The organism is Paraburkholderia sp. CNPSo 3274, assembly GCF_024206475.1.
Classification (GTDB): Bacteria; Pseudomonadota; Gammaproteobacteria; order Burkholderiales; family Burkholderiaceae; genus Paraburkholderia.
The window spans coordinates 1-2320 of the sequence record NZ_JAMBPR010000191.1 but is presented as its reverse complement, the minus strand read 5'-3'; the positions used below and the strand labels follow the sequence as shown (position 1 = coordinate 2320).

The 2320-nt window shown below is 60.3% G+C and carries 3 protein-coding genes and 1 pseudogene; 3 read left to right on the top strand and 1 reads right to left on the bottom strand.

From position 1 onward, the window contains the following. The coding region (locus M3I54_RS43995; protein ID WP_254346662.1) for a hypothetical protein at window positions 1-334 on the top strand (334 nt) is incomplete at its 5' end. 87 nt (window positions 335-421) lie between these two features. Here the strand turns inward: M3I54_RS43995 and M3I54_RS43990 are convergent. Further along, a complete protein-coding gene (locus M3I54_RS43990; protein ID WP_254346660.1) occupies window positions 422-1639 on the bottom strand; it encodes an FAD-binding oxidoreductase in 1218 nt (405 codons plus the stop codon). Between the two features lie 336 nt (window positions 1640-1975). Between M3I54_RS43990 and M3I54_RS43985 the strand changes: the two are divergent. Together M3I54_RS43985 and M3I54_RS43980 are read left to right on the top strand one after the other, a co-directional pair. Next, window positions 1976-2113: pseudogene (locus M3I54_RS43985) on the top strand (HU family DNA-binding protein); the annotation flags it as partial. Between the two features lie 41 nt (window positions 2114-2154). Further along, a partial coding sequence (locus M3I54_RS43980) for a transposase (protein ID WP_254340981.1) occupies window positions 2155-2320 on the top strand: 166 nt, incomplete at its 3' end.

Sequence of the window (2320 nt, the reverse complement as noted above, 5' to 3'; positions counted from 1 at the left end):
CAGCCGTATCAGCCTTCCCCGACATGGCTTTCGGGTCGGCCTGTGCATCGACGTTTTCGAGGCTTGCTCGGCGTTCACTCGCGTTACGGCCTGCACACTCGCGCTGTCACCGTATTTCGTGACACGCTTCACCGAAGGCTTCAACCGCTTCGTTACCTCCACGATTGCTCCGGTTGCTTCCGGCTGGAGCGGTTGCCGGGTGGGGCTTTCACCCACTGGAAAAGCGCCGCCTTGTCACGGCGCACGCCAGGAAGCGTCATTCGCCCCTACGGTCGCACGGACGTTCAGACATCGGTTTCACCCCAGAGAACGTTCATTCGATTCACGCGAATGAACGTTGGCTCGTCGGCTACGACGGTTCATCGGCGCAAACGAATGCTATCGTTCGAAACGTTCATTGAAGAATGAGTCGGCGCTACAGTCATCTTGCACCGTAAAAATGACGGTACTGCCACGCGGCCTGCCTGATCAACTCGTCGTCCGGCCATGGGCCGGTTCCAAATCTCTCAATCGATAGAGGCGTTAGATCGATGGGGGCTGCACCGTCGACGATCCACGCCGCGAGCATCTCCCCCAGTGCCGGGGCGATGGAGAGTCCCGCGACATTGCAGCCGCTCGCGAAGTAAAACCCCCGAATGGCAGGCGCGGGGCCGACGATGTGCTGGCCATCGGCTGTCATCGTTGGTAGCCCGCCACGATGCTCGCGGACCCCTGTCTTCAAAAGGATCGGAAGCTGTGCCTCGACGTCCCGAGCGTAGTGCCAGAGAATCTCAGCGTCGAGCGGCAGATCCTTGATGTCGAAGTTGGCGTCAAAGCCATTCATGTCGAAGAATCTCGGATTTTCCTCGTAGACTCCCCAGAGAAAACCTCCGTCACAAGGTCTCATATACACCGCAGCATCCATAATTCGGACCATCGGCAATCCGGCTCGGGCATCGGGCACCGGTTCGGTGACGAACAATTGCTGCGCTGTCGTAACAAGCGGAACTCGAATTCCGCTGGCTTCGGCCATTTGTCGCGTCCAGGCGCCGGCTGCATCGACGACGACCGGGGCTCGTATGCGGCCGCGCGTGGTGTCGACCCCGGCCACCTCGCCGTCCTCAATCAGGACGCGCGTCACCGCAGTGTTCGGCAGTAGCGCTGCCCCGTTTGCCTGCGCTGCACGAGCGAAGCCGACGGCCAGTTGAGCGGGATTGAAATACATGTCGTCGCCGATGCGCATCACCGCAGCGACTCCCGTTGTTTGAAGAAACGGGTTGAGTCGGTGGGCCGCGTCGACGGAGAGTTCCTCCACGTCCAGGCCGTGGCGCCGGCCGCGCAGGATGTCGTCCTGAATGACCTCGACATCCACCGGTCGCCGCGCGACTTTGAGGCTGCCCGAGCGCACCCAATCCAGGGGCTGACCGGTGTCCTCAGAGAATTGCCTGATGCCGTCAGCGGCCAGCTTGATCAGGTCGATCATCAAGTCGCTCTTGCGCAAACAACTCACCATGCCAGCCGCTCGCGGTGAGGTCTGTGAGCCGATTTCGAGCCGCTCGACCAACGCGACCCGGAGAGCATCTCTCTTTGCCATGTGGAAAGCTGTCGCAGCTCCCAGGCCGCCTGAGCCAATGACGATCACATCTGCCGAATCGATCATCGATGCTTCTCCTGTCGACCAGAGTTGGCGATTTAACGCTTACTCTGGTCCCATGCAAAGCTGCCTGTCACGTCCGCCGAACTGCCAAACAGAGGGGCTTGGTACATGATAGACGTCGGAACAGAGAAGGAGGCGGCCGCGATCTAACGGACGGCTGTTAGACGTCGACACCCGACGTCGCCTGCAAAGGTGGAGAGGACCGCAACGGGTGGGCAAGCGATCGTGAGCGCCTCGGAAAGCTACGAAGAGCACTATCTATTGAGTCAGGAGCGTGCCGGAATGAGGGGTCGATGTACCTTGCGGATTCAACCGGTCGATGCAACGGTTTGATGAAATCGCGCAGCCCGTACGGGCCGTAAGCCGAAGACCGGCGAAACCAGCAAGATTCCCGCAGCCAAGACCCTCAAGTTCACGGCTGGCAAGGCGTTCAAGAGTAAGCGATCCATTATCGACGTCTACCCAATGCGACTCTGAGCGAGGAGCATAGGTGTCCACCTATTTGGAGGTGGACACCTATGGCTGACAAAGACTCAGGGTTGAGGGTGGTTCGGCAAAGCAGGGATGGCCGTCGCCGCTACGACGAAAGCGGCAAACGCACGTTGGTCGAGGCTGCATTGCGCCCAGGCGTGTCGGTGGCGCGCATTGCGCAAGAGCACGAGATCAACGCCAACCTGCTGCGCA

Excerpts from the sequence above, each read along its gene's own strand:
- M3I54_RS43990 (WP_254346660.1), bottom strand. The coding sequence starts at position 1,639 with ATGATCGATTCGGCAGATGTGATCGTCATTGGCTCAGGCGGCCTGGGA.